This is a genomic window from Nocardia sp. NPDC003482 (assembly GCF_053588115.1).
In genome coordinates, this window is the sequence record NZ_JBSFPI010000017.1 from 138,689 (window position 1) to 162,205 (window position 23,517).

At 71.2% G+C, this 23,517-nt stretch carries 22 protein-coding genes; 13 read left to right on the plus strand and 9 right to left on the minus strand.

What is annotated here, in order from left to right:
* Window positions 1–20 precede the first annotated feature (20 nt).
* On the minus strand, window positions 21–1,001 hold the full coding sequence (locus ACWDSJ_RS25715; RefSeq protein ID WP_450034811.1) for a phosphatase PAP2 family protein: 981 nt from the start codon (window positions 999–1,001) through the stop codon (window positions 21–23).
* A 230-nt stretch (window positions 1,002–1,231) separates the two neighbouring features.
* Between ACWDSJ_RS25715 and ACWDSJ_RS25720 the strand changes: the two genes are divergently transcribed.
* The 3 genes from ACWDSJ_RS25720 to ACWDSJ_RS25730 all read left to right on the plus strand — a co-directional run bounded on the left by ACWDSJ_RS25720 (window position 1,232) and on the right by ACWDSJ_RS25730 (window position 5,584).
* A complete protein-coding gene (locus tag ACWDSJ_RS25720; RefSeq protein ID WP_450034812.1) occupies window positions 1,232–3,277 on the plus strand; it encodes a CocE/NonD family hydrolase in 2,046 nt (681 codons plus the stop codon).
* Window positions 3,270–4,175 carry an alpha/beta hydrolase fold domain-containing protein gene (locus ACWDSJ_RS25725; protein ID WP_450034814.1) on the plus strand — a complete coding sequence of 302 codons (906 nt, stop codon included), beginning with the start codon at window positions 3,270–3,272 and terminating at the stop codon, window positions 4,173–4,175. Before ACWDSJ_RS25720 ends, ACWDSJ_RS25725 begins: the two co-directional genes overlap by 8 nt.
* Window positions 4,176–4,282: 107 nt before the next feature.
* Window positions 4,283–5,584, plus strand: a complete 1,302-nt coding sequence (locus ACWDSJ_RS25730) for an ATP-grasp domain-containing protein (RefSeq protein ID WP_450034816.1) — start codon at window positions 4,283–4,285, stop codon at window positions 5,582–5,584.
* On the opposite strand, the gene ACWDSJ_RS25735 is transcribed toward ACWDSJ_RS25730, so the two are convergent.
* A complete protein-coding gene (locus ACWDSJ_RS25735; RefSeq protein ID WP_450034818.1) occupies window positions 5,564–7,012 on the minus strand; it encodes a dihydroorotase in 1,449 nt (482 codons plus the stop codon). The two genes, ACWDSJ_RS25730 and ACWDSJ_RS25735, sit on opposite strands and share 21 nt — an antisense overlap.
* A 126-nt stretch (window positions 7,013–7,138) precedes the next feature.
* Here ACWDSJ_RS25735 and ACWDSJ_RS25740 point away from each other — a divergent pair, with 126 nt between their 5' ends.
* From ACWDSJ_RS25740 to ACWDSJ_RS25750, 3 genes are read left to right on the plus strand one after another with little or no spacing between them, the layout of a single operon-like run.
* Complete coding sequence (locus tag ACWDSJ_RS25740) at window positions 7,139–8,326, plus strand: CaiB/BaiF CoA transferase family protein (RefSeq protein WP_450034820.1); 1,188 nt, start codon at window positions 7,139–7,141, stop codon at window positions 8,324–8,326.
* Window positions 8,323–9,162 (plus strand): cyclase family protein, encoded by an 840-nt coding sequence (locus tag ACWDSJ_RS25745; RefSeq protein ID WP_450034822.1) that lies wholly within the window; start codon window positions 8,323–8,325, stop codon window positions 9,160–9,162. Before ACWDSJ_RS25740 ends, ACWDSJ_RS25745 begins: the two co-directional genes overlap by 4 nt.
* Window positions 9,159–10,583 (plus strand): MmgE/PrpD family protein, encoded by a 1,425-nt coding sequence (locus ACWDSJ_RS25750; protein ID WP_450034824.1) that lies wholly within the window; start codon window positions 9,159–9,161, stop codon window positions 10,581–10,583. Before ACWDSJ_RS25745 ends, ACWDSJ_RS25750 begins: the two co-directional genes overlap by 4 nt.
* On the opposite strand, the gene ACWDSJ_RS25755 is transcribed toward ACWDSJ_RS25750, so the two are convergent.
* A complete protein-coding gene (locus ACWDSJ_RS25755) occupies window positions 10,554–11,492 on the minus strand; it encodes a hydroxymethylglutaryl-CoA lyase (protein ID WP_450034826.1) in 939 nt (312 codons plus the stop codon). The genes ACWDSJ_RS25750 and ACWDSJ_RS25755 overlap by 30 nt on opposite strands.
* 35 nt (window positions 11,493–11,527) lie before the next feature.
* Here ACWDSJ_RS25755 and ACWDSJ_RS25760 point away from each other — a divergent pair, with 35 nt between their 5' ends.
* Genes ACWDSJ_RS25760 through ACWDSJ_RS25770 form a run of 3 tightly spaced genes read left to right on the plus strand, consistent with a single transcriptional unit; the run spans window position 11,528 to window position 14,088 of the window.
* Entirely contained in the window at window positions 11,528–12,733 is a 1,206-nt protein-coding gene (locus tag ACWDSJ_RS25760; RefSeq protein WP_450034828.1) for a CaiB/BaiF CoA transferase family protein, read from the plus strand.
* A gap of 1 nt (window position 12,734) precedes the next feature.
* Window positions 12,735–13,352 (plus strand): isochorismatase family protein, encoded by a 618-nt coding sequence (locus ACWDSJ_RS25765; RefSeq protein ID WP_450034829.1) that lies wholly within the window; start codon window positions 12,735–12,737, stop codon window positions 13,350–13,352.
* A gap of 28 nt (window positions 13,353–13,380) precedes the next feature.
* Window positions 13,381–14,088: a hypothetical protein gene (locus ACWDSJ_RS25770; protein ID WP_450034831.1), complete on the plus strand. Its 708-nt coding sequence runs from the start codon at window positions 13,381–13,383 to the stop codon at window positions 14,086–14,088.
* 18 nt (window positions 14,089–14,106) lie between these two features.
* On the opposite strand, the gene ACWDSJ_RS25775 is transcribed toward ACWDSJ_RS25770, so the two are convergent.
* Entirely contained in the window at window positions 14,107–14,892 is a 786-nt protein-coding gene (locus ACWDSJ_RS25775; protein ID WP_450034832.1) for an IclR family transcriptional regulator, read from the minus strand.
* 115 nt (window positions 14,893–15,007) lie between these two features.
* On the opposite strand from ACWDSJ_RS25775, the gene ACWDSJ_RS25780 reads away from it, so the two are divergent.
* Genes ACWDSJ_RS25780 through ACWDSJ_RS25795 form a run of 4 tightly spaced genes read left to right on the plus strand, consistent with a single transcriptional unit; the run spans window position 15,008 to window position 20,242 of the window.
* Complete coding sequence (locus ACWDSJ_RS25780; RefSeq protein WP_450034834.1) at window positions 15,008–16,300, plus strand: acyl-CoA dehydrogenase family protein; 1,293 nt, start codon at window positions 15,008–15,010, stop codon at window positions 16,298–16,300.
* Window positions 16,297–17,682 (plus strand): aldehyde dehydrogenase family protein, encoded by a 1,386-nt coding sequence (locus ACWDSJ_RS25785; protein WP_450034835.1) that lies wholly within the window; start codon window positions 16,297–16,299, stop codon window positions 17,680–17,682. Before ACWDSJ_RS25780 ends, ACWDSJ_RS25785 begins: the two co-directional genes overlap by 4 nt.
* Window positions 17,679–18,836 carry an FAD-dependent oxidoreductase gene (locus ACWDSJ_RS25790; protein ID WP_450034836.1) on the plus strand — a complete coding sequence of 386 codons (1,158 nt, stop codon included), beginning with the start codon at window positions 17,679–17,681 and terminating at the stop codon, window positions 18,834–18,836. Before ACWDSJ_RS25785 ends, ACWDSJ_RS25790 begins: the two co-directional genes overlap by 4 nt.
* Window positions 18,833–20,242, plus strand: coding sequence for an aldehyde dehydrogenase family protein (locus ACWDSJ_RS25795; RefSeq protein WP_450034838.1), 1,410 nt, complete (start codon window positions 18,833–18,835; stop codon window positions 20,240–20,242). Before ACWDSJ_RS25790 ends, ACWDSJ_RS25795 begins: the two co-directional genes overlap by 4 nt.
* A gap of 9 nt (window positions 20,243–20,251) precedes the next feature.
* On the opposite strand, the gene ACWDSJ_RS25800 is transcribed toward ACWDSJ_RS25795, so the two are convergent.
* The 5 genes from ACWDSJ_RS25800 to ACWDSJ_RS25820 are packed head-to-tail and all read right to left on the minus strand — an operon-like array spanning window position 20,252 to window position 23,273.
* Window positions 20,252–20,536, minus strand: coding sequence for a Dabb family protein (locus ACWDSJ_RS25800; RefSeq protein WP_450034839.1), 285 nt, complete (start codon window positions 20,534–20,536; stop codon window positions 20,252–20,254).
* The gene (locus ACWDSJ_RS25805) at window positions 20,533–21,108 is read right to left on the minus strand and encodes a hypothetical protein (RefSeq protein WP_450034841.1); all 576 of its coding nucleotides are present in this window, start codon (window positions 21,106–21,108) and stop codon (window positions 20,533–20,535) included. The genes ACWDSJ_RS25800 and ACWDSJ_RS25805 overlap by 4 nt, the downstream gene beginning before the upstream one ends.
* A gap of 3 nt (window positions 21,109–21,111) precedes the next feature.
* Window positions 21,112–21,528, minus strand: a complete 417-nt coding sequence (locus ACWDSJ_RS25810; protein ID WP_450034842.1) for a neocarzinostatin apoprotein domain-containing protein — start codon at window positions 21,526–21,528, stop codon at window positions 21,112–21,114.
* Window positions 21,529–21,561: 33 nt separating this feature from the next.
* Window positions 21,562–22,134 carry a GPS-CTERM domain-containing protein gene (locus ACWDSJ_RS25815; RefSeq protein ID WP_450034843.1) on the minus strand — a complete coding sequence of 191 codons (573 nt, stop codon included), beginning with the start codon at window positions 22,132–22,134 and terminating at the stop codon, window positions 21,562–21,564.
* Entirely contained in the window at window positions 22,131–23,273 is a 1,143-nt protein-coding gene (locus ACWDSJ_RS25820; RefSeq protein WP_450034844.1) for a hypothetical protein, read from the minus strand. Before ACWDSJ_RS25820 ends, ACWDSJ_RS25815 begins: the two co-directional genes overlap by 4 nt.
* Between the last annotated feature and the right edge of the window lie 244 nt (window positions 23,274–23,517).

The window sequence follows — 23,517 nt, forward strand, 5'->3', positions numbered from 1 at the left end:
TATTCCGATCTCAGATCCGGTTACTCGCAAGTAGTGTGGACCGGGTCACGCCGCCGGTCAATGGGTTCCGCGGCCCGGCGACGCTCCCACCAGCGGGCCAGCAGTTCGGTGGCGACGACGTAGACGACGCCGAGCAGTACGTCGACCACATAGTGTTCGCCGCCGTAGACGAGGGTGAAGGCCATGGCCGCGGGGAAGGCGGCGATCGGGACGCGCAGCCACCAGCGGTGGACGAGGGGCCACAGGGTCACGGCGACCAGCACGGCGAAGGCGGTGTGCAGCGACGGGAGGGCGGCGACGTAGTTGCCGTGTTCCTCGAGCCAGGCCGCGCTCACCCGCGGATCGACCGCGCCGAGGCCGAATCCGGAGATGCGCCGGACGTTCTCGCCGAGCGCGCCCACCCGGCCCGCGTACCACGGCGGCGCGGCGGGCAGCAGGATGTAGGTGAGCAGCGCCAGATAGGACAGGATGAGAACGCGCCGCATGTACCGCGCCCACAGCGGCCGCGAGCGCACGTAGAAGATCGCGGCGAGCGCCCACGGGACGATGAAGTGCGTGGTGTAGACGACGCCGATGATCGGCGTCCACCACGGCTGTCCGTGCGCGGCGAGGTGGTCCTGCAACCACACCGTCGGGATGGTCCCGCCGAACAGCCACCGCTCGACGCGGACGATCTCCTCGATCCGCACCGGCATGCCGAGCGTGTCGGCCAGATCGCGGGTGTAGTCGTAGATCAGCAGCGCGCCGATGAGCGGCAGCCAGTCGAGGACGACGCGCACGTGGTCGCGCCAGGGCCGGTCGATGGTGAAGGCGACGATCCCGGCGAGGATCCACGCCGCCTCCTGCACCCGGCCGCCGGGCAGCGCGCCGGACGCGATCGCCCCGACCAGCGCGATCAGGTAGAGCACCCGCGCGAGGGCGCGGATCGACCGGTGTCCCGGACTGGGGTCGCCGGTGCTCGAGGTCACCGTGCCGGACGACGTCGCTGACGACCCTGTCATTCACTCAGTGTTTCACGGGCGTTCACCGGGCTGGACACCGCCGGTCCTTCCGCGATCTCTCAGCTAACCACCGTCGTGCCGGTCGGATTCCCGCGATCGCCGCATAGGCGGTGAATTCGACTGTATTCCAAGGCGATTCAACGGCGAATCCGGCACGCCCGCGTCACCGACCGTGTAACCGAGTCGTTATCGGGTAGCCCGCCGAATGCGGCCCGAAAGGAAGGATGTGCATGACCGCGACCGGAGAACCGATGCGGGCGGTGACCTCGTTCCCGCAGGAGATCACCGTCGAGGAACATCTGTGGATCCCCATGTCGGACGGGATCCGGCTGGCGGCCAAGGTGTGGCGGCCCGTCGCCGCGGAGGATCGGCCCGTGCCCGGCGTCCTCGAGTACATCCCGTATCGGAAGCGGGATCTCAGCGCGGTGCGGGATTCGATCCATCATCCGTATCTGGCGGGCCACGGATACGCCTGTGTCCGAGTCGATTTGCGCGGTACGGGCGAGTCGGAGGGGGTGCTGGCCGACGAATATCTCGAACAGGAGCATCGCGACGCCGAGGACGTCATGGCGTGGATGTCCGCACAGCCCTGGTGCAACGGGCGGATCGGGATGATGGGCATCTCGTGGGGCGGGTTCAACGCCTTGCAGATCGCGGCGCGCAAGCCGCCGGGGCTCGAGGCGATCGTCATCTCCTCGTTCACCGACGACCGCTACTCCGACGACATGCATTACATGGGCGGGGCGCTGCTGTCGGACAATATCGCCGAGTCGGCGACCATGTTCGCCTACAGCACGCTGCCGCCCGATCCGGCGCTCGTGGGCGAGCGCTGGCGGGAGATGTGGCTCGAGCGGCTGGAGAATTGCAGCCTGTGGGCGGCGAACTGGCTCGAGCACCAGCGCCGCGACGAGTACTGGCGACGGGCCTCGGTGTGCGAGAACTACACCGACGTGCGGGTGCCCGTGCTCGCCTCGAGCGGGTGGGCCGACGGCTATTCGAACGCCGTGGCGCGGCTGCTCGCCAATCTGGACGTTCCCCGCAAGGGGTTGATCGGCCCGTGGAGTCACAAGTACCCGCATCTGGGCGAGCCGGGTCCGGCGATCGGCTATCTGCAAGAGGTGCTGCGCTGGTGGGATCACTGGCTCAAGGACGAAGACAACGGGGCGATGGACGGGCCGATGCTCTACACCTGGATGCAGGAGAGCGTGCCGCCGTCGACGTCCTACGAGGAGCGGCCCGGCCGCTGGGTGGGCGAACCCTGTTGGCCCTCACCGCATGTCGAGCTGATCGAGCATCCGCTCACCCGATACCGGATCGCACGGCCCGGCGAGGACGCGCCCGCGGCGGATCTGCCGGTCGAATCCCCGCTGTCCGTCGGTCAATTCGCGGGCAAGTGGGCGTCCTACAGCGCCCCGCCGGATCTGCCCTACGACCAGCGTGAGGAGGACGGCGGCTCGCTGGTGTTCGACACCGACGAACTCACCGAACGCTGCGAGATCCTGGGCACGCCGGAACTCATGCTCGAGGTGTCCGCCGACCGGCCGGTGGCCATGGTCGCGGCCCGGCTGTCCGATGTGGCCCCCGACGGGCGCGCGACCCGGGTGACCTACGGCCTGCTGAACCTCACCCATCGTGACGGCCACGAACAGCCGCGTCCGTTGGAGCCGGGCGAGCGGTACCGAGTCACGGTGCGGCTCAACGCGTTGGCGCAGGCGTTCCCGGCCGGGCATCGCATCCGGCTGTCGCTGTCGACCTCGTACTGGCCGCTGGCGTGGCCGCCGCCGGAACCCGCGCGGCTGACCGTGCACACCGCGGGCAGCGGCCTGCGGCTGCCGATCCGGCCGATCGCCGAATCCGACGAGATCCCGCCGCAACCGTTCGGGCCGCCCGAGGGCGCGCCGCCCATGCGCACGACCCAGGTCACCCCCGGGCGGCAGCAGTGGACCGTCACCCGTGATCTGATCGACTACGACTCCTCGTTGAATGTGGTCAAGGACGCGGGAGTGGTCCGGTTCGACGAGCACGATCTGCTGGTGGACCGCCGGGTGCGGGAGAACTACGGGTGGCGTGCGGACGAGTTCTGCTCGGCCACCGCGGAGACCTCGTGGTCGATGACGTTCTCCCGCGGCGACTGGGTGTGCCGCACCGACACCCGCACGCGGGTGACCTGTACCCCCACCGATTTCGTGGTCCACGCCCAGCTCGACGGGTTCGAGGGCGAGCGGCGGACGTACTCGCGGAACTGGTTCCGGACCATCCCCCGTGATCATGTCTGACGCGCGACCGAGCCTGCGCGCCCGCGCGCGGATCGCCGCGCTCCGGTTGACCGGCGCGAAACGGACGTTCGCCGATCCCCGGGCGCTGGACGAGAGCATCCGCCGGAGTCAGCGTCCGGAACGGGACCGGCCGCCGAGGGCGCTGTACCGGCGACACGAGGTGACGCGCCGGGAGATCCACGGGCGTCCGGTCTACACCATTCGCCCACGCGGACAACGCGGTTCGCGCCACGTCCTCTATCTGCACGGCGGCGCGTACGTCCATCAGATCCAGCGCGATCACTGGAAGTTCCTGTCCCGCTTGGTGAATCGAGCCGGGTGCACGGTCACCGTGCCGCTGTATCCGCTCGCGCCCGACCATCACTGCGACGACACCATCGCCATGATCGTGGCCACCCACGAGGCGGCCTTCGCCGACACCGCACCGGCGGAAGCGGTGCTCATGGGCGATTCGGCCGGGGGCGCACTGGCTCTCGTGCTCGCCCGCGCGCTCGCCGCGCGGGGCGAGGCCGGGCCGAAGGAGGTGGTGATGATCTCGCCGTGGCTCGATGTCACCATGAGCGATCCGGCGTCCGCGGCGATCGACCCCGCCGATCCGTATCTGAGTGTGCCCGGACTGCTCGAGGCCGGGCGCCTGTACGCGGGCGAGCGGGACCGCACGCATCCGGCGATCAGCCCGCTGTACGCGCCCGCCGCGACGCCCGGGGCGCTGAGCCTGTTCATCGGCACCCGGGACGTGCTGCTCGCGGACGCGCGCCGATTCCGCGATCGCTGCGCACGCGAGGGCGTCGAACTCGGCTACTTCGAATACGCGGACATGTTCCACGCCTGGCCACTGGCCAACATCCCCGAGGCCCGCCAGGCGACAACGGAATTGGCACGGCTCGTGTGCCGCTGACGAAGGCCGCGAGGCCACAACGCAATCGGCACGGCTCGTGTGCCGCTGATGAAGGCCACAAGGCCACAACGCGACTCCGACCGATATCGGGAAGGACAAGTGAGGTAATGGTGGATCGACGGGATATCTTCGTGCTCGCGCTGGACGAGGGCAATCTCCGTACGCTGCAACAGGTTCCGGGGGCGGAGCGGTTCCGCTACCATGGCCTGCTGGGCATCGAGGAGACCCAGGAGGGCGAGATCCCGATCGAGGAGCTGCTGCACAAGGCGCGGCGCGAACTCGAGGCGTTCGACGGTGAGATCGCGGCGATCGTCGGCTATTGGGACTTCCCGGTCACCGCGCTGGTTCCCATGCTGTGCGAGCGGTTCGGGCTGCCGAGCGCGGACCTCGAAGCGATCGCGAAGTGCGAGCACAAGTATTGGAGCCGCCTGGAACAGAGCGAGGTCGTCGACGACCTGCCGAAATTCGGCATCGTCGATCTCGCGGGCGAACCTCGGCTGCCCGAGGGCATGGCGTATCCGGTGTGGCTCAAACCGGTGAAGTCGTTCTCCTCGGAGCTGGCCTTCCACGTCCACGACGATCGCGAATTCGCCGAGGCGGTCGACCGGATCCGCGAGGGCATGGGCCGGGTCGGCAAGCCGTTCGAATTCGTGCTCGACCGGCTCGACCTGCCCGCGGAGATCGCCGAAATCGGCGGGCAGGCGTGCCTGGCGGAGGAGGCGCTGACCGGCGTGCAGGCGGCCACGGAAGGCTATGTGTATCAGGGCAAGGTGGTGGTGAACGGGGCGCTGGATTCGATCAACTATCCCGACACCCCCTGCTTCCTGCGCCATCAGTATCCGTCGCAGCTGCCGCCGGAGATCGTGCGCCGCATGACCGAGATCTCCGAACGCGTGATCGAGCGAATCGGCCTGGACAACACCATGTTCAGCATCGAGTTCTTCTGCGAGCCGGACACCGGGCAGGTCACCATCCTGGAGATCAATCCCCGGCACTCCCAATCGCACGCGGATATGTTCCTGGCGGTCGACGGCGTCCCCAATCACCACTGCATGCTCGCGCTCGGCCTCGGCGAGGATCCCGCCATGCCGCGCGGCGAGGGCCCCTACGAGATCGCGGCCAAGTGGTATCACCGGCGCTTCGCCGACGCCGTCGTCCGCCGCGTCCCGACCGCCGCCGAGATCGAGCGAATCCAGCGCGAAATCCCCGGCGTCACCGTCGAACTCGTCACCGCCGAGGGCGCTCGCCTGTCCGACGCGCCCGCCCAGGACAGCTACAGCTTCGAACTGGCCGACATCTTCGTCGGCGCGGACAGCGAGGCGGAGCTGATCCGCAAGTACGACAAGTGCGTGGCCGCACTGCGTTTCGAGTTCGAGGAGGTCGAACAGTCAGCGGGCGCGGCGCGCTAGGTAGCGGCCGCCGGGGGTGTCGGTGATCTTCCCGTCGCCCAGGATGTGACGGCCACGCAGGAAGACGTCGGTCACCCGGGCGGACATGGCGAAACCCTCGAAAGGCGAGTATTCCTGGGCGGATTCGGAGTCCGCGGCGCGCACGGTCCAGCGCGCGTCCGGGTCGACGAGGGCGATGTCGGCGTCGTAGCCGGGCGCGATATCGCCCTTGGTGGTGAGGCCGTAGCGGCGGGCGGGGTTGGCGGCGGTGAGTTCGGCGACGCGGGACAGCGGCAAGCCACGGCGGATCGACTCGCCGACGAGGCCGGGCAGCAGGTACTCCGCGCCGCCGAAACCGGAGCGGGCGGCGAAGACGTCGTCGCGATCGGGGCCGAACTTCTGTTCGTCGCGGCAGCACGCGTGATCGCTGACGACCCAATCGATCTCGCCCGCGAGCAGATGCCGCCACAGCGCCTCCACATCGGCGCGCTCGCGCAGCGGCGGGTTGACCTTGCCGCCGACGCCGTGCGCGGTATCCACGTCGGCGAGCAGGTGGCCGATGGTCACCTCGCGCCGAAAGTCTATGTGCGGGAATGCCTTCGCCATGGTCAGCGCGGCGGCGACGGCCTTGCCCGAGGACAGGTGCAGCAGATTGATCGCGGGCAGGCCGGTCTCGTGGGCCAGGTAGGACGCGATCGTGATGGCAAGGCCCTCCGAATGCGGTGGGCGCGACGCGCTGTAGGCGCGCAGGCCGGTCAGGTCCGGATCGCGTTCGACCAGGGCGGTGTAGGCGGCCATGATCTCGGCGGTCTCGCAGTGCAGCGACAGCGAGATCCGCGGGCCGAAGCGGTCGCGGGCGCGCTGGACGCCGCGCATGACGAATTCGAAGTGCGCCAGATCGTAGCGTTCGCCGGGCGGGAGCATGAGGAACTCGCTCTGGTCGGCGGACCGGCCGTGCAGGCCGTGACCGCCGTAGAACATGAAGATCTTGAACGACGTGATGCCGAATTCCTCGACCAGGGAAGGTATCTCGTCGATGTGCTCGGCGCTCATCGGCGCCAGATGCAGGCCGTGATCGATGTGGGCGCGGCCACGCAGACGGTCGAAGACCTCGGGCAGGAAGTCCCGGTAGGGGCCGCCGCGGTCGAGGTAGTAGCGGCCGGTGCGCAGGTAGGTCAGGGCCGTGGTGACCCCGCCCTGGGCGCACGCGCGGCTCTCGGATTCGGTGTCCGCGCCGAGCTCCCGGTAGATCCCCCAGTGCTGGTGCGCGTCGACGACGCCCGGGAAGGCCAGCAGCCCTTCGGCATTGGTCACCCGGGCGCCGGGGCGGGACAGGCCGGGACCGACCTCGGTGACGATGCCGTCGGCGACGGCGATATCGGCGAACTCGGGGTCGCGTCCGGGCCGGACCACTCGGGCGCCACGGATCAGCAGGTCGGTTGCCGCCACGATTCGCTCCGGTTTCTCTCTGCGAAACAGCTTTACAGTACGTGGGATCATCGCAGTAGGATGCGCTGGTAGTCAACGACCCTGTGTTTCACTCAGGGAAACAGTTGACGGAGAGGAGGTCGGGCGATGACCGACGCACTGGCCGGGATCCGGGTTCTGGACGTGGCCACCCTGTTCGCCGGGCCGATGGCGGCCACCCTGCTCGGGGATTTCGGCGCGGAGGTGATCAAGATCGAGCATCCGCGCGGCGATCCGGCGCGGGGGCACGGGCCGCAACGGGACGGGGTGGGGCTGTGGTGGAAGATGTTGGGGCGCAACAAGAAATCGGTGACGCTGTATCTGGGGTCGGCGGCGGGGCAGCGGCTCTTCCGGCGGCTGGTCGCCGACGCGGACGTGGTCGTCGAGAATTTCCGGCCCGGCACGCTGGAGCGCTGGGGGCTGGGGTACGAGGCGTTGCGGGAGCTGAATCCGCGGCTGGTGCTGGCGCGGGTGACCGGCTTCGGGCAGTTCGGGCCGTACGCGCGGCGGCCCGGGTTCGGAACCCTCGCCGAGGCGATGAGCGGATTCGCCGCCCTGACCGGCGAGCCCGACGGGCCGCCCACGCTGCCGCCCTTCGGTCTGGCCGACGGGGTGGCGGCGCTGACGACCGCCTACGCGATCATGACGGCGCTGCGGGCGCGGGAGCGCGACGGGGTCGGGCAGCAGGTGGATCTGGCCATCATCGAGCCGATCATGGCATTGCTGGGACCACAGTTGATCGCCTACGACCAGCTCGGGGAGCTGCCGAAGCGGTCGGGCAACCGGTCGGCCCACAATGCCCCGCGCAATGTGTACCGGACCGGGGACGGCGGCTGGGTGGCGGTGTCCACGAGCGCGAATTCCATTGCGGCACGGGTCATGCGGCTCGTCGGGCGGCCCGATCTGGTCGAGCGGCCGTGGTTCGAGACCGGCGCCGGGCGGGCCGCGCACGCCGACGAACTCGACGCGGCGGTGAGCCGGTGGATCGCCGCGCGCGGCGTCGAGGAGGTGGTCCGCGAATTCGAGAAGGCGGAGGCGGCCGTCGCGCCGATCTACACGGCCGCCGATATCGTCACCGATCCGCAGTACCGGGCCCTGGAGACGGTCACGGCCGTACCCGATGACGAGTTGGGGCGGGTGCGGATGCAGAACGTGCTGTTCCGCTTGTCGGAGACGCCGGGCCGGATCCGCTGGGCCGGGCCCGCTCCGGGCGCTCATACGGCGGAGGTATTGGGGCGATATGGGATCGATGCCGAGGAGTTGGCTCGGCTGCGCGCGGCGGGAGTGGTGGGATGACGGATCCCTTGCTGGCGGCGGTGCGGGACGGGGTGCGCCTGATCGAGTTGGGGCAGCCGTTCTTCACCGGGATGCCGTGTTCGCCCAACCATCCGGGCTTTCGAATGACCTTGGCGCGCAGGCACGGCGACGCGGTGCGCCCCGACGGCGGTTCGGCCGCCAACGAGATCATCGTGACCGGCGGCCACGTGGGTACGCATATCGACGCGCTGAGTCACGTCAGCCACGACGGGCGTCTGCACGGGGGCGTCGACGCCGCCGAGGCCCAGCGCGGCGGCGCGTTCACCGCCCATGGCGCCGAACATCTTCCCGGGCTGCTGTGCCGCGGGGTGCTCTTCGACATCGCCCGGCTCCACGGCGCCGACGTCCTGCCGGGCGGGTACGAGATCACCGCCGACGATCTGCGCGCCGCCGCCGAATCGAGCGGCGTCACACCGCGATCCGGCGATGTCGTCCTGATCCGCACCGGCTGGTCCCGGCACTTCTCCGACCCGGCGGCCTATCTCGGCGCGCACACCGGTGTGCCCGGCCCGAATGTCGCCGCGGCGCGGTGGCTCGCCGCCCACGGCATCGTCGCCACCGGGGCCGACACCACGGCCTACGAACACATTCCGCCCGGCACCGGCCATCGCGTCCTTCCCGTGCATCGCGCCCTCCTCGTGGACGCGGGCATCCACATCATCGAACACCTCGCCCTGGAGGACCTCTCCGCCTGCGGCGCAACGGAATTCACCTTCGTCCTGGCCCCTTTGCGCATCGTCGGCGGCACCGGCTCCCCGGTCCGCCCACTCGCCGCGATGAGCGCCCGACCCGCCGAATCGGAGGCGATCCGATGAGCGCGCCGACGGTCGTGCAGACGCTGGCGGCGTTCGCGGAGTCGGCGGGGCGGAACGGGATCGGGGCGGAGTTGCGGGAGGACGCGGCCCGGCGCGTACTGGATGTCCTCGGCAACAGTGTGGCGGCGCTGGATCTCGCTCCGGCGCAAGCGGTTCGGGGGTTGATCGCGGGCTGGGGCGGGCATCCCCGGGCGACGGCGCTCGGGATGCGCGACCGGGCGCCCGCGGCGCACGCGGCGCTGCTCGGCGGGACGGTGGCGCACGCGCTCGATTTCGACGACACGCATCTGCCGTCGGTCCTGCATCCGTCGGCGTCGGTGGTTCCGGCGGCGCTCGCGGTGGCGGAGGCGGGCGGGGCGAGTGGGGGCGCGTTGCTCGACGCGGTGGGGATCGGGGTGGAGATCACGGTGCGGTTGGGGTCGGCGGGATACGATGGGACGCTGCGCAATTCGGTGTTCTTCGAGCGCGGGCTGCACGCGACCGCGATCTGCGGGGCCGTCGGCGGGGCCGCGGCGGCGGGCGTGCTGGCGGGGTTGGACGCGGCGGGGATCGCGCACGCGATGGGGATCGCGGCCAGTATGGGCTCGGGGCTGCTGGAGGCCAACCGCACCGGGGGGACGGTGAAGCGGGTGCACTGCGGGTGGGCCGCGCACGCGGCGGTGACGGCGGCGGAGCTGGCGCGGGCGGGGCTGACCGGGCCGCCGACGGTGATCGAGGGGAGATTCGGTCTGCTGCGCGCCTTCTGCGACGACCGATACGACCTGGCGGTGATCACGGCGGGCCTGGGGAGCGAATGGGAGCTGCCCCGGGTGTTCTTCAAACCGTATCCGTGCAACCACTTCACCCATGCGGGCATCGACGCGGCGATCCGGTTGCGCGCGCGGGGCGTCGACCCCGGCGATATCGTCGAGCTGGAACTCGGCGCGCCCACCCCGGTATTGCGCACCATCGGCGAACCGCCCGCGGCCAAGGCCGAACCCGAATCCGGTTATCACGCGGCGTTTTCGGGTCCGTACACGGTGGCCGCCGGGCTGCTGGGCGGGGGCGGGCTGGGCGTGTTCCACGAGGACTTCACCGACGCGGCCGCCCGCGATCCGCGTCGGCTCGCGCTCGCCGCCAAGGTCCGCTGCGTCCCGGATGACTTGTGCGACAGCATTTTTCCGCACCAGTTCCCCGCGGTTCTCACCGCGCGGCTGCGCACCGGCGACACGCTCACCGAGCGCGTCGACACCAACCGGGGCGGGCCGGAGAACCCTTTGTCCGCCACCGAACTCGCCACCAAGTTCCGGCTCAACACCGAGGGCCGACTCAGCGGCGAACGCGCCGACGCCCTCGCCGAAACCGTCTACGCCCTGGCCCGCCTCGACGACCTCACCGACCTCACCGCACCCCTACGCCGGGAACTTGCCCGCCCGTCCTAACAGCGCCGGAACCGGCGCGCCCAGCACCTCCCCCAGCCACCGGCCCGTCTCGATGAGCCGATCCAGATCCAGTCCGGTGTCCAGCCCCATCCGGTCCAGCGCGTACACCAGATCCTCGGTGGCGATATTGCCCGTCGCCGCCGGGGCGAACGGGCACCCCCCGGTCCCGCCCACCCCCGCGTCGAGCACATGAGCGCCCACCTCCACCGCCGCGAGCGCGTTGGCGTAGCCGGTATTGCGGGTGTTGTGGAAATGGCAGCGCACCAATGCGTTCGGCGCGAGCGCCGCCACCCCGGCCACCAGCCGGCGCACCCGATCGGGCGTCCCCACCCCGATGGTGTCGGCCAGGGCGATCTCCTCCGGACCCGCCGCCGCCACCCGCCGCACCAGCTCCAGCACCCGGTCCTCCGGCACCTCCCCCTCGAACGGACAGCCGAACGCCGCCGCGATCGTCACGGTCCGCCACAGCCCGGCCTCCCCCGCCCGCCGGGCCAGCGCGGTCCAGCGGTCGATGCCCTCGGCGGTCGAACAGTTCTGGTTGCGGCGGCTGAACGTATCGGTCGACACCACCACCACATTGATCTCGTCCACTCCCGCCGCCACCGCGCGATCCAGCCCGCGCTCGTTGAAAACCAGTCCCGCATAGGCGATTCCGGTTCCGCGCGGAACCTCGGCCAGCACGGCCTCCGCGTCGGCCAGCTGCGGAACGGCCTTCGCGCTCACGAAACTCACCGCCTCCACCCGGCGCGCGCCCGCCGCCACACACCGGCGGATCAACTCGACCTTGGCGGCGGTCGGCACGAGCCTCGGCTCGTTCTGCACACCGTCCCTGGGCGCGACCTCGACGACGATCGGGTTCACGAATCCTCCCGCGTACGATCTTGTTACACGTTTCGCTGTGGGATACATTGTATCCATTCTGCGGCAGAAGAGGGAGTGACCGCATGGCAGACCGGAGTACGGCACCACTGGCCGATCTACGGGTCATCGAGATGGGACAGCTGCTGGCGGGGCCGTTCTGCGGCCAGCTGCTCGGCGATCTCGGCGCGGAGGTCATCAAACTGGAGTCCCCGGGCCGGGGCGATCCGATGCGGGAGTGGGGGCGGGAGAAACCACGCGGGCGCTCGCTGTGGTGGCCGGTGGTGGCGCGCAACAAGAAGTCGGTGACCTGCGATCTGCGCACGAGCGAGGGGCAGGGGCTGGCGCGGGCGCTCATCGCGCGCTCCGACATCGTGGTGGAGAACTTCCGGCCCGGCACCCTGGAACGCTGGGGGCTGGACTACGAGACCCTGCGCGCCGACAACCCCGGCCTGATCCTGGTGCGCGTCACCGGTTACGGACAGCACGGCCCCTACGCCCCGCGCGCCGGATACGGGTCGATTGGCGAGGCCATGGGCGGAATCCGGTACATCACCGGCGATCCCGGCCATCCGCCCGCGAGAACCGGTATCTCCCTGGGTGATTCGCTGGCCGCGGTCTTCGCGACCATCGGCGCGCTGGCCGCGGCGCATCATCGCGGCAATACCGGCCGCGGGCAGATCGTGGACTCGGCCATCTACGAGGCGGTGCTCGCGATGATGGAGTCGCTGCTGCCGGAATGGGCGCTGACCGGGTATCAGCGCGAGCGCACGGGCGCGGTGCTGCCGAATGTCGCCCCCAGCAACGTGTATCCGACGGCCGACGGCGAGATGATCCTCATCGCCGCCAATCAGGACAGCGTGTTCGGCCGCCTCGCCGCCGCCATGGGCCGCCCCGAACTCGCCGCCGCGCCGCGGTTCGCCGACCATGCCGCGCGCGGGGAGAACATGGCCGAACTCGACGATCTCATCGCCGCCTGGACCGCCACCCTGGCCGCCGAACCGCTGCTCACGCTCCTGCACGCGGCCGGGGTGCCCGCGGGCCGCATCTACACCGCGCGGGACATGTTCGCCGATCCGCATTTCGCGGCGCGCGAGGCGATCGTGCGGCTGATCCATCCCGAACTGGGCGAGTTCCCCATGCAGAACGTCGTCCCCAAACTGAGCGAAACCCCCGGCGCGATACGGCATCTCGGCCCCGAACTCGGCGAACACACCGGCCAGGTCTACCGCGAGCTGCTCGGCCTGGACGACGAGCGGCTCACCGCCCTGGCCGACCGCGGCGTGATCTGACATGTCCGATCTCGCCGACGACTACCGCCGTCACGGCTTCGCCGCCACCCTCGGCCCCGGCCGATCTCCCGCGGTCCTGGTGGTCGACGTCTGCGCCGCCTACCTCACCGACGGATCACCGCTGCGCGCCCCGGTCGAGGACGCGGTGGCCGCCGCCCTCGCCCTGGTCACCCGCGCCCGCGAGCGCGGGCGGCCGGTCGTCTTCACCCGGGTGTCCTATCGGCCCGGCACCGCGGACGGTGGCCTGTTCCGGCGCAAGGTGCCCGCGCTGGCCGCTTTCGAAGAGGGCAATCCGATGGGCGCGTTCCTCCCCGCTCTCGCCCCGGCGGCGGGCGAGGTCGTGATCACCAAGCAGTACGCGAGCGCCTTCCACGGCACCTCACTCGCCGCCACCCTCACCGCCGAGGGCATCGACACGCTGTGCGTGGCCGGGCTGACCACCAGCGGCTGCGTCCGCGCCACCGCCACCGACGCGCTGCAACACGGCTTCCGCCCGCTGGTCGTGGCCGACGCCTGCGGGGACCGCGATCCCCGCCTGCACGAGGCGAATCTGCTCGACCTCGGCGCGAAGTACGCCGATGTCGTCGACCTCGCCGCCGCGCTCGCGGTCCTGGACTGAAACACTCACCGACACAAGGGATATCGTTATGGGACCGCATCCGCACGGCTGGTGGATCCTGCTGCACCTGATGCTGTTCGTCTTCTGGCTGGGCGGAGACCTGGGGGTGTTCTACTCCAGCCGGTACGTCATCGATCCGGCCCGCCCGCCCGCAGCGCGGGCCACCGCGCTGGCGATCATGAGCGGACTGGATCTGGCGCCGCGGATCTGCCTGGTGCTGTTCCTGCCCAGCGGCGTCACGCTCATGGCTCTCGACCCGCACGGCGCGCACGCGTTCGGAATCGCCTTGTTCCCTTGGTGGTTCGTGGTCGCGGTGTGGCTGATCGCCGCCGTGTGGCTCGCGCTGACCGTCGCCGCGCATCGCACCCACGGCCGCTTCCCGGCCGTGGTCCGCGCCGATCTGGCGCTGCGGCTGGCGGTCGTCGCGGGTATGGGCGTCGCCGGGATCTACACGCTGATCGCCGACGAACCGTTCGGGGTGACGACGAATCCGCGCTGGCTGGGCGGCAAGATCCTGCTCTACACCGTCGCCATCACCGCCGGACTCGGCATTCGAATCACCCTGCGGCCCTTCGGGTCCGCGTTCGAACGGCTGATGTCGAGTGGCTCCGACGACGGCGTCGAACGCGTCCTGCGCGGCAGCGTGAACGGCTGCCTGCCCTACGTCTGGGTGATCTGGGGCAGCGTCCTGGCCGCGGCGGCGCTGGGCGTGCTGAAACCCGGCGCGCATCTGTGAGCGCGGCCGCACCGGAGATCAACCGCTGTAACCCAATTGGGCCGACAGCGCCCCGGCCGCCTTGAGCAGTACGGGAACATACTCGCGCAGCCGCGGCTCGAAGCGCGACAACGGCCCGCACACGCTGATGGCGGCGACGACACAGCCGTCGTGGTCGAGGATCGGCGCGGCGATCGACGCGGCCCCGATCTGCCGCTCCCCCAACGAGATCGCGTACCCGCGCTCGGTGATCTCCTTCAGCTCCGCGCGCAGCCGCCGCACCTTGGTGATGGTGGCGTCGGTGAGCGGGGTCAGCTCGTGCCGGGACAGGTACTCGTCGATCTCCTCCTTGCGCAGGAAGGCCAGGATCGCCTTGGACGAGCTGCCCGCGTACAGCGGATACGGCTGTCCGAGGGCGACCTCCATCCGCAATTCCTGGTCCGGCACAACCTGATCCGCGTACATCCTGGTGTCGCCGCGCCGGATCGACAGCGTCGCCGTCTCCCCCGTCACCGCCGACAGCCGCCGCAGCTCCGGCGCCGCCATCACCCGCAGATCCGTGCGCGCGAGATACGCGCGCCCGAGCGCGATCGCCGCGTGCCCGAGCGCGTAGCGGCGGGTGGTCGGTTCCAGCACGATCAGATCGCGGCTGCGCAGCGCGGTCAGGATGCGATGCACGGCGGCCTTGGTGATGTCGAGTTCCGTGGCGATCTCGGTGACGCCGAGATCGGGACGGCCGCTGCGGCCGAACAGCAGCAGCACATCCATCGCGCGCTCGACCGCCGCGATCGAACGGCTCTGGGTATCGGATTCGGATTCGGGCACGCAGCCAGTTTAGGCGGCGAATTTCGCTAGGGGAAACACCATCCCACTTGCGGAGGACCTGCGGCAACGTTACCTTGAGCGTAACAGCGTTTCCACTATCGAAACGGAGGCCGGTGTGGAACCCTCTGCCAGCACGATGATCGGCGAACGGCTCGTCGAGGACATGTCCGACGCCGAACGCGAACGGGCCGAACGGGTCGAATCGGTGCTCCCCGCCCTGCGCGCGGCCGCCGAGGAGGCCGACCGCACCGCCACCTTCCCCGCCGGGCATGTCGCGTTGCTGCGCGAGGCGGGCCTGCTGGGCCTGGTGGTCCCGGAGAAGTTCGGCGGGCTGGGCGGCTCGTTGCGCGATCTGGCCGCGGCCACCTTCGCGATGGGAACCGCCTGTCCGTCAACGGCTTTGGCGTACTTCTTCCACAACACCAGCGCCTCGCGCGGACTGCTGCCGCTGGAGGCGGTCGACGCGGGCCTGTTCGACGCCGCGGAGATCCCGGTGGTGCGCGCCTTCGCGGAGAAGGTGCTGACCCGGATGGCGAGCGGCGCGTGGCTGGCCAACTTCGCCTCCGAATCGGTGAAGACGGAGAAGGCGAACATCACCATCGCCACCACCGCCCGCAAGGTGGACGGGGGCTGGATCCTGTCCGGGGAGAAGTCCTTCGGCTGCGCCACGGGCGTCGCCGACTACTACCTGACCTCGGCGAAGCTGGAGAACTACGACACCGCCGAGGGTCTGGCGACCTTCTTCGTGCCGCGCGACGCGCCGGGCGTGCACACGCGCGCGCCGTGGGACGGGCTGGGGATGCGGGCCACCGCCAACAACGGTATCCGGCTGGAGGAGGTGTTCGTGCCCGACGACGAGGCGCTGGCCGTGCCGGGGGCGTTCACCAAGATGCTGCGCATGAGCCGCGGCTCGTTCGTGGGCAATCAGCTCGCGATCGCCGCGGTCTACACCGGGTGCGCGCAGCGGGCCTACGACGAGACGCTGACCGCCACCACGCGAAAGACGTTCGCCGACACCGGGAAACCCATCGCCTCCTCGGACGTGCACCAGCTCATCATCGGCGAGATGACGCGGCAGCTGCACACCGCCTATCTGTGGTTGCGCTATCAGCTGGCGATCGAGACGTGCGAGCCGCCGCTGAAGTCGAAGCAGGAGGTGTTCGCGCAGTGGCGGCTGGGCAAGGGCGCGGTGACCGAGGCGTGTTTCCAGGTCGCGCTCGGGGCGTTCAAGGCGGGCGGCACATCGGCCTCGGCCATGAGCGGCGTGGCGGGGCGGGCGCTGCGGGATCTGGCCATGGGACTCGTCATGACGTTTCCGGCCGAACGCGGCATGCTCGAGGTGGCCCGCATCGTCACCGACGCCCGGGCCAACGAGCTGTTCACCCCCGCGCCGGAGGGCCGCCCATGACCGTCGAACTGCCGCCGATCACCGATCTCGTCGACGGGGAGCGGGGCACGCCCGAGCTGGATCTCGCTGTGACACTGGAGGATCCGGCCACCGGGGCGGTCGTGGGGCGGGCGGCGGCGACCGCGCCGGAGCGGGTGGAGCGGGCGCTGGCGGTGGCCGAGCGGGCCGCGGCGGAGATCACCCCGGAGACCCTCGACGCGATCGCGGACGCGCTCGAGCCGCGGCTGGACCGGATCGCGGAGCTGGACGCGGCGAGCACGGGGGTGCCGATCGCCCAGACCCGGCTGCTCACCGCGATCGTCACCGGCGCGTTCCGGTTGGCGGCGGCGCAGATTCGCGCGGGGGCCCGGCGCTCGGATCGGGACGGGGTGCGGGTGCTGCGGCTGCCGCTGGGTCCGGCGCTGTGCCTGGTGCCGTGGAACGCGCCCGCCCCCATGGCCGCGCACAAGGTGGCCGGGGCGCTGGGGGCGGGATGCCCGGTGATCCTCAAGGTGAGCGAGTTGGCGCCCTACAGCGCGGTCGTGCTCGCCGAGGCGATCGCCGACCACGTGCCCGGGGATATGTTCCAGCTGGTGCAGGGCGGTCCGGCGACGGGCGCGCGGCTGGTGTCGGATCCGCGGATCAAGGCGGTGTCGTTCACCGGCGGGGTGGGCGGCGGGCGGTCGGTGGCCGCGGCCTCCGCGCCGCTGCTGCGGCCGTGTCAGCTCGAATTGGGCGGGAACAACCCGCTTCTCGTACTGCCCGACGCGGACACCGATATCGCGGCGCGGATGGCGGCGGATCTGCTCACCACGCTCAACGGGCAGTGGTGCCGGGCGCTGGGCCGATTGATCGTGCCCGCCGATCGGCGCGCGGAGATCGTCGAGGCGGTGGGGAAACGGTTGGCGGCCTTGCGGATCGGGCCGCCGCTGGCCGAGGGGACCGAGTTCGGGCCGCTGATCCATTCCCGGCATGTGCGCACGGTGCGCGGGGCGCTCGGCGCGGGGGCTCGAAGTTTCGGTGTCGCACCGGAATTCGGCAACTACGTCCTGCCCACGCTGCTGGACGGCGATCTCGCCGACGAGGTGTTCGGACCCGTCGCGGGGGTGGTCGGGTACGAGACGGTGGAGCAGGGGGTGGCGGCGGCGAACGCGACGCCGTACGGGCTGGAGGCGTACGTGTGCGGGGGCGACGAGGAGTCCGCGCTGGCCGTCGCGCAGCGGATCCGGGCCGGGGAGGTGAAGGTCAACGGATCGTCGATCATGAGCCTGCACCTGATGACCCCGCGTCCGGCGTGGGGGGTGTCCGGGCTCGGCGAGGAGGGCACGGCGGAGACGTTGCGGTTCTTCACCGGCGCGCGGGTGGTGGGCGTCGAGGGCCGGTTCGCCCTGCACGGCTCATGACCCGGGTGGTGGTGGCCGGGGCGGGGCCGGTCGGATTGTCGGCGGCCCTGACCCTGGCCCGGCGCGGGGTGGCGGTGACGGTGCTCGAGCAGGGGGCGGGGCTGGCGGCCGAATCGCGGGCGTCGACGTTCCATCCGCCGACGCTGGAGCTGCTGGCGCGGCTCGGGGTGGTGACGGAGTTGCTCGCGGCGGGGATCGTGGCGGCGACGTTCCAGTACCGCGAGCGCGGGGGTGCGGCGGTCGCCACGCTCGATCTGGGGGTGCTGGCGGACGATACGCCGTATCCCTATCGGGTGCAGTGCGAGCAGAGCACGCTCACGCCGATCCTGTTGCGCGCCTTGCCCGCTCACGCCGAGGTGTGGTTCGGGCATCGGGTCGAGGGGGTGCGCGCGGACGGCGACGGGGTCACGGTGTCGACCACGCGGGGCCGGGTGCGGGCGGACTGGCTGATCGGCGCGGACGGCGCGCATTCGGTCGTGCGCGCGGCCGTCGGGGCCGGGTTCGACGGCTCCACCTATCCGGAGCGGTTCCTGGTGGCCTCGGTCGACGAGGACCTCACCGCCGCGCTGCCGGGGATCGCGCCGATCAACTACGTCTTCGATCCGGTCGAGTGGATGGTGTTGCTGCGCACGCCCGAACAGTGGCGGGTGCTGCTGCCGACACCCGGCGACATCGACGACGCGACCGAAATACGCCGTCTCCCAGAACGATTGACCGAGGTGGCCGACCTCGGCAGGCCGTGGCGGTTGTCGCACGCCTCGCTGTACCGGGTCCATCAGCGGGTGACCGAGCGGTTCCGCCACGGCCGCGTGCTGCTCGCGGGCGACGCCGCCCACGTCAACAATCCGCTCGGCGGGCTGGGCATGAACAGCGGCATCCACGACGCGGTCACCCTGGCCGAGGCGCTGGCCGACGTCCTGTCGGGCGCTCCCGAATCCCGGCTGGACGCCGCCGCGGCGCATCGGCACCGCGTCGCCGTCGAACACGTCCAGGCCACCAGCGACGCCAACTATCGCCGAATGCGCGGCGATCTCACCGCCTTTCGCGATCAGGTCCGCCGGTTGGCCGCCGATCCCGCCGCCGCCCGCGACCATCTGCGCCGTGCCTGCCTCATCGATACCCTGCGAGTTCCCGGAGCCGAGCGACTGCCATGATCGAGCGGGCGAATCCGGCGCGGCCGGGAGAGATCGTGGGGCGGGTGCGGGCGACGGCGGTCGCGGAGATCGATGCGGTCGTGGCCGCGGCGGACGAGGATTTTCGCGAGTGGTCCCGCGTGCCCGTGGCGGATCGGGTGCGTGAGATCGCCACGGCCGCAGTGGTTCTCGACGATCGGCGGGAGGAATTGGCGGCGCTGCTGGCCCGGGAGTCGGGGAAGCCGGTGGCGGACTGCCGGGGGGAGATCGGGTTCGCCGCGGCGTATCTGCGGTGGGTGTGCGCGCGGGCGCCGGAGTTGTGCGCGGACAGCGTCATCGATGACGAGCAGGGCCGAATCACGGTGGGGCAGCGGCCGTTCGGGGTGGTGGCGGCGATCACGCCGTGGAACGCCCCGATCATTCTGGCGGCGATCAAGGTGGGGCCCGCGCTGGCGGCCGGAAACACCGTGGTGCTCAAGCCCTCTCCGCTCGCGCCCCTCGCGGTGAGCCGGTTCGCGGAGCTGCTGCCGCGGGTGCGGGTGGTGCACGGGGGCCCGGAGGTGGTGCGGGCGCTGGCCGGGCATCGGCTCGTGCGGAAGGTGGCGTTCACCGGGGGCGAGGCGGCGGGGGCGAGTATCGCGGCCGAGGCCGGGCGGGCGCTGACACCGGTCGTGCTGGAATTGGGCGGGAACGATCCGGCCGTCTTCCTCGACGATTTCGCGCTCGGCCCGGCGGATTACGAGCGGCTGGTCCTCGCCTCGTTCGCGACCGCCGGGCAGGTGTGCATGGCGGCCAAGCGGCTGTACGTCCCGCACGCGCGGGCGGCCGAGTTCACCGACGCCTACCTGGCCGCCGCGAAACGTGTGCTGCGCGTGGGTGATCCGCTGGACGAGTCGGTGACGATGGGACCGGTGGTGGATCGCGCTGCCGCCGAACGCATTACGGCCCTGATCGACGACGCCCGCCGCCGCGGCGGCCGCGTCCACGAACTCGCCCCGAGCCCCGGCGGGCCGGGCTGGTTCGTCGCCCCGGCGCTCGTCATGGGCCTGCCCGACGACGCCGATCTCGTCCGCCGCGAACAGTTCGGTCCCGCCGTGCCGCTGCTGACCTACCGGGACGAGGCCGAGGTCCTGACCCGCGCCAATGCCGGGGAACTGGGCCTGGGCGCGTCGGTCTGGTCCGCCGACGAGGATCGCGCGTTCGCCTTCGCCGCCGGATTCGAGGCGGGCTTCACCTTCGTCAACACCCACAACCGCACCGGCATGTCCCTGCGCGCCCCGTTCGGCGGCGTCAAACGCAGCGGCTACGGTCGCGAATACGGCGACGAGGGTTTCCGGGAGTACGTGCAGACCACCGTGATCCACGCCCCCGCCGCCTTCCGCCCGGGCGGCGCCGGGATGCCCGCCCGCGCGTACCCCCAGCCCTGAGCCCCGGCGTCAGCCGCGATAGTCCACCACCGCGCGGGCGGCGAGCCGGGGCGCGAGCCACGCGGCGACCTCGCGATGGGCCGGATGGGCTTGGTAGCCGGTCAATTCCGTTTCGGAGTCGTGGGTGGTGGTGAGGCAGAGGTCGTAGGAGACCGGCGTGGCCAGTTCGTCCAGGGCCAGGTGCAGGATGCGGATCTGGGGGACGCGGGCGGGGAGGCCGCCGAGGAGTTCGGCGGCCTCACGCGCGTCGGCGCGGTCGGTGAATTTCATCAGGACCACGTGCGTCAGGGTCATCGAGATCGGCTCCGGCGCACCAGGATCAGGCCGACGACGGCCGCGAGGATCACGACCGCCACGATCACCCCGATCACGATCGGCAGCGTCGAGTCGGAGTCGTCCGATTTCTCCGCGGCGGCGGTCGCGGCGGGGGTCGGTGTCGCGGTCGCCCCGTGGCCGAAGGTGAGGGGTACCGAGGTGAGGATCTGGGCGGGATTCACCAGGCTGGTGACGGCGAGGGTGCAGGCGCCCGGGGCGGCGGTGCAGTCGACGCCGCCGACGTCCGCGACCAGGGTCACGGTGGCGCCCGCCATCGGCCGCCACACGCCCTTGTCGTCAGCGTTGCCGAGCAGCGATCCGGTGAGGTTGCAGTCGCCCGGGGTGGCGATCCGCGGTTTGCACTGGCCGACCGCCACCTGCGGCATATTCGGGGGCAGGCCGTCGAGGGCGATCGAAACCGATTGCCCCACGGTCACATTGTCGACCTGGCCGGGTCGCAGCAGCGGGTCCGCGGAGGCGGCGGGCGCCGTGGCGACCAGCGCGGTGAGGAGCGCGCCGCCGAGGGCGGCGCGGACAGCGGTGCATCGCATGGTCTACCCGAAGGTCAAGGGGACGGAGGTGAGGATGTTGCCGGGATCGGTCAGGCTGGTGACCGCGATGACGCAGGCGCCCGGCGCGGCGGCGCAGTCGACCCCGCCGATCGATCCGACCAGCGTGACGGCGCTGCCGCCGCGCGGCTGCCACACGCCGTCGGCGTCGGCCTTGCCGAGCAGGCTGCCGGCCAGATTGCAGTCGGCGGGGCCGGAGACCTGCGCCTTGCACTGGCCGACGGCGACCGAGTCCAGATTCGCGTCGAGCCCGGACAGGCTCACGCCGATGGTCTGCCCCGCCGAGACGCCGTCGCTCGCGCTGAGCGACAGGTCGGCGTAGGCGTGTGCCGGGGCGGCGGTCACGGCCGCCGTGACGGCCGCGGCCGCGAAGATCCCGGAACGGATCGTGGTTCGAATCATGTTTTCCTCCTGGTGATTTCCCGAAACGGTGGGTCAGAGCCGACGCCGCCGATCGGCGAGGGTGACGGCGGCGAGGACGATCAGCAGCGCCGCGGTCAGCGACCACAGCGGCGTCGAGGGACCGCGGGTGTCGGTCGGGGGCGCGGCCACCGCGACGGGCGCCGCCGTGGCCGAGGGCAGGTGCGAACCGGCGAAGTCCACCGCGACCGCCGCGGAATTGGCCGCGATGACGGCGGGCGGTTCGGTGCCGGGCAGCGGCGCGGCGGCGATCACGCAGCGCTGCGCCGTGCAGTCGATCTGCTTGAAGGTGGGATGCGCGATGAGCTCGACCACGGGGAAGGTGCCGTCGTCGCCGATGTTCACGAATGTCGCGCCGCCGTCGAGATCGCAGTCGCGCAGCCCGTTGCTGAAGTTCTCCCGGCACAGTCCGACCGCGACCGCCGCCAGTCCGGGCCGGAAGCCGTTGCCGCGCACGGTGATCCGTTGTCCGTCAGTAAGCCCCTGGGCGGCGCTGACCTGGAGGCTCGCGGGTTCGTCCGGGGCGGCGTCGGCGCGTCCGGGCAGGACGAGCAGTGCGGCGAGGAGGCAGCCGATTCGGTATCTCATGATGTCCTTCCGATCAGCCGGTCGGCGGCGACCGCGGCGAGGGCCACCAGCGCCGCGCCCACGGTCAGCGCCGAACCCGTTCCCCACCAACGGCTCAGCCCCGCCGCCGTCCCCAGTCCCGTCAGCGCGCCCGCCGACCCGGCCAGCGCGGTCGCCGCCGAGACCCGAATCCCGGCCCCCGCCAACGCCGTATCGTCCAGCGCGGCCAGGGCTCGCCCGAGCGCCGCGACAGTCACGGCGAGTCCGACGACGAGGGTCCACACGCCCGGGGCCGTCGCGATGAGGACCGCTCCCCCGGCGGCGAGCAGCAGCAGCGGCGCGACCGCTCCGGAGCGGCGGCGCGGCAGGACCAGCGGCGGCGCGGGCGCGGCGGCGAGGGCCAGCCATCGCCACTGTTCGGCGTCGAGCACATTCCAGCGGAACAGCAGCAGATGCAGGGTCGGCAGGACCACCAGCCCGGCCGCGGCTCCCGCGGTGAGGTAGGCGGGCAGAAACGGCCACGGCACGGTCGCGCGTTCCGGATTCCGGCACGGTGTCTTTCGTCGAAAACCGTTTATCACCAAGGGAATCGAGGTCACCAGCACGACAGCGCCGGTGATCGACAACGCGTATCCCGGATGCCGCGCGCACGCCCCGGCCAGCACCGAGCCGCCCACCAGGCCCGCCGCCATGACGGCGTACCAGATCCCCACCGCCCGCTCGCCGGTCAGCACCGCGACCCGACCCGCGATCAGCAACGGCCCCGTCGCCGCCCCCGTCACGAGCACGCCGACCGCGAAGGCCGCCACCGCCTGCCCCGAACCGGCCGTCACCAGGCCCACCCCCGCCAGCAGCCCGCACCCGGCGCGGAACAGCCGCGGCACGCCCCGCCGCACGAGCAGCATCGCGGCGCCCGTCCCGCCCGCCAGCACGAACGCCGTCACCGCGAGGTAGAGGCTCACCACACCCGGAATCCCCGCCACCCCGGCCAGCGGCTTGGCCAGCAACACCAGGGCGATGCCCGCCACCGGCCCCGCGCCCACCCCGGCCGCCACCGCGGACCAGTCGCTCGGCGTCGCCGAATGCGGTGCGGGACAGCTGGATTCAGCCGTCGTGTCGGAGGTGGCCGGACTCGGCCCCGGATCGATTCGGATGCGCATCGGATCGCCATCCCTATCTTCGGCATCCGTTTCTCTAGAGGAAACGGAGTTTCACAGTTGCCCTATTGAACCCGGCGCACCCACCCGCGTCAAGGCGGGACGCGACCGTAACTACCTGGAAACACGCTCGATTCAGGATCGGTCGGGAACCGGACGGATCTCGGGGATCGCTGGACAGATCGACGGCCCGGGTACAGAATCACGACTAACAGGAAACGCTGTTTCGTTCTCCGAAACACAGGAG